The organism is Acinetobacter sp. YH01024 (assembly GCF_013420195.1).
In the GTDB taxonomy this organism is placed as follows: Bacteria; Pseudomonadota; Gammaproteobacteria; order Pseudomonadales; family Moraxellaceae; genus Acinetobacter; species Acinetobacter amyesii.
In genome coordinates this window covers 1-2,452 of the sequence record NZ_VOYQ01000094.1, presented here as the reverse complement: position 1 = coordinate 2,452, position 2,452 = coordinate 1, and the positions used below count along the sequence as shown (strand labels likewise).

The window sequence follows — 2,452 nt, the reverse complement described above, 5'->3', positions numbered from 1 at the left end:
AAAAACAGCGAGAAGCCAAGGCTAACTCACTGTTTTTTTTCACAAATTACAAACTTTCTGCAAGAATAGGTTTTGCACCTTTTCGAACATAAAAAACAACATTACGACCGATAGCCATAGCACCGCAAGAGATGCTAATAACCTGATTTTTGAATGGTTCAAACAGTCGAGAATCCTCAACTGTTAGGTCAACAAGTTCGTGTTTAATTTCCCCGTTTGGGAGTTCCAACGAACCAAGAATTTGCACCTTGTCACGCGCTTCATATTCTTTGCCGTCTTTACCTTTACCACCATCCAAACGGAAAGCATTTATCAAAGTTCCTTGTAGATTAATCATTGTCTAAGCTCCCAGAACCATCGTGCTCAATTGATTCGAGGACTTTGGAAACTTCTTCAAGAATAGAGCGACGAATTTTTTCATCACCATGATCAAGCTGTTCAAATACCTGATCTAAAGCAATTTCAATTAGGGAGTTAAGAACTTTATTTCGAGGTTCTCCCATATGGTTACGAAGTCCTTCCAGTCGTGCAAAGTTCCATCGGGCCATACGGAAAGGAACTTGATGGTAAACACCAATACTTTCAGTTTTTGCCGTCTTGTTTACTTCTGCCATGAATAATTGGAAGTTTGTTGGTTCATCAATTTGCATATTCTCACCTGATTTTTCATATATAGGAATGTGATTCACAATGAATCATAAACCAAACAAAATAAAAATCAAATAGAATCTTGTCGCAACCCTGCGGGATTGCTAAAAACTCCCGCTTGGAAATCCAAGGGGAGCTTGTAATCAGGGAAGGAAGGTTTTGAAATTCAGATGGTGTCAGTTCGGGCGCACTCCGCGCCCTCTGCTACTGGAGAGGGAGAGCCATAGACTGCATTTCTGACAAAGTAATCTTTTCAGATTGCCACAGCTCAATAATGAGCTTGTCATAAATCTTCCGAAGTTCGAAAGATTGAAGATCATCAGTACAGTTATCAATACGGTGTTTCAATTCTAATAATTCATTCATTTCTATAATCCTATTTTTGGGAGCACTGCCGTTGGATGAAATCCAATGGTAAAGTGCGCCCTTTGGGGTTAAGGGGTCGAACCCCTTACAAGTCCTGTGGCTACAGGGTAGGCTTGCTTATTACGGATTGCTGATGATGATGACCGATCCATAGGTCGGCACATCACAGCAAACCGATTGAAGCGCCCGCGCTATATCGCTCATGCGTCGGCGTCGAAGCTCCTACTCCTCTGCGCGCTCTCCCGCCTGCGCTTCTCTTGGTTTTACGTCTTTTGTTATTTCTAGGTTGTAATAAGAGCGTTTTTCACCAAATACGAAACGATAGAGCATTTCCATATAGGGCAGCTCCTCCAGTGGCATTTCGTCAGTTAATTTTTCAGGAAGTTTTACGCCATACATAGAACCAAATGAACCTGTTAGCCGTTTACCTTTGAGGGTCAAAAAGGCCCCCCAAGTGTTCTCCAGTGATAGATCGCTAAACTTGAGAGCGTACTTACAAACCTCTGCAACAGCTTTGCTATAACCGTGTTCTTTAGTTTTTTTAACTCTGCGAATGTCAACGATATAAGAATCCAGGGTAATGTCGTGCCAAGTTTCAGCAAGTTCTTCCTGGTCTATCCATTCATTGAGTAAAGCAAAAATATGAATATGCGGATGCCATTCTTTGGTCTTTTCGTTATAGGTATATTCAGTTGTATAGAAACCGCCATCAATCTTACAAAACTGATTAAAGCCACGGCCTTTTTTTCTATAATCGCGATAACGGTCTAAAAGAGTCCTAAATGAGCGTATAAGGTGCTCATAGCGTTCCTGTAGGTCTTCACCATTCTTTACAGTAAAAGTGATTAATACGGGCTTTAAACGCGGATTCTGACGCATTAATTCTTCAATACGCTGAATATAGCGATTCATTGACTTAGCAGCCCTTGCACCGGCACACATTGGGCAAAGTAAATGCTGTGAACAGTAATGAGCTTTTTGTAGTTTGATTTGATCAAGTGTGTAGTAATTACGGAACAGCAGGAATTGACCACATCCCTTTAATTTGGATGCAGCCTTAAGAGCCTTATTGGATAGATCATTTTCACCCTCAGATTTGAAATCAACTTGCGTCCACAAATATTGTTCTTGTAGTTTCGCTCTATGTTTCAAAAGTCCAAAACGTGATATTCTATCCCTGTGTTGATCTGCCTTAGCAGATTGCAAAGCCTGTAATTCTCCACCCGCCAAAGTGTCCGAATTATGGGCTTTTTTATTGTCTTTTTTAGTCAATTTTTGTCCCCGAGTTAATCAATAGTATCAAGAGAAAGAAAAAACAGCGAGAAGCCAAGGCTAACTCACTGTTTTTTTTCACAAATTACAAACTTTCTGCAAGAATAGGTTTTGCACCTTTTCGAACATAAAAAACAACATTACGACCGATAGCCATAGCACCGCA

At 40.6% G+C, this 2,452-nt stretch carries 4 protein-coding genes; all 4 read right to left on the bottom strand.

The features are described from left to right. Positions 1 to 46: 46 nt before the first annotated feature. Entirely contained in the window at positions 47 to 337 is a 291-nt protein-coding gene (locus FTT88_RS16935) for a hypothetical protein (protein ID WP_180174134.1), read from the bottom strand. Continuing rightward, the gene (locus FTT88_RS16930; RefSeq protein WP_180174133.1) at positions 330 to 650 is read right to left on the bottom strand and encodes a hypothetical protein; all 321 of its coding nucleotides are present in this window, start codon (positions 648 to 650) and stop codon (positions 330 to 332) included. Before FTT88_RS16930 ends, FTT88_RS16935 begins: the two co-directional genes overlap by 8 nt. A 202-nt stretch (positions 651 to 852) precedes the next feature. Further along, on the bottom strand, positions 853 to 1,014 hold the full coding sequence (locus tag FTT88_RS16925; protein WP_180174132.1) for a hypothetical protein: 162 nt from the start codon (positions 1,012 to 1,014) through the stop codon (positions 853 to 855). A 222-nt stretch (positions 1,015 to 1,236) separates the two neighbouring features. Next, complete coding sequence (locus FTT88_RS16920) at positions 1,237 to 2,286, bottom strand: protein rep (RefSeq protein ID WP_180174131.1); 1,050 nt, start codon at positions 2,284 to 2,286, stop codon at positions 1,237 to 1,239. Between the last annotated feature and the right edge of the window lie 166 nt (positions 2,287 to 2,452).

Coding starts and splice junctions, on each gene's coding strand:
- FTT88_RS16930 (WP_180174133.1), bottom strand. CDS start 650: ATGCAAATTGATGAACCAACAAACTTCCAATTATTCATGGCAGAAGTA.
- FTT88_RS16925 (WP_180174132.1), bottom strand. CDS start 1,014: ATGAATGAATTATTAGAATTGAAACACCGTATTGATAACTGTACTGAT.
- FTT88_RS16935 (WP_180174134.1), bottom strand. CDS start 337: ATGATTAATCTACAAGGAACTTTGATAAATGCTTTCCGTTTGGATGGT.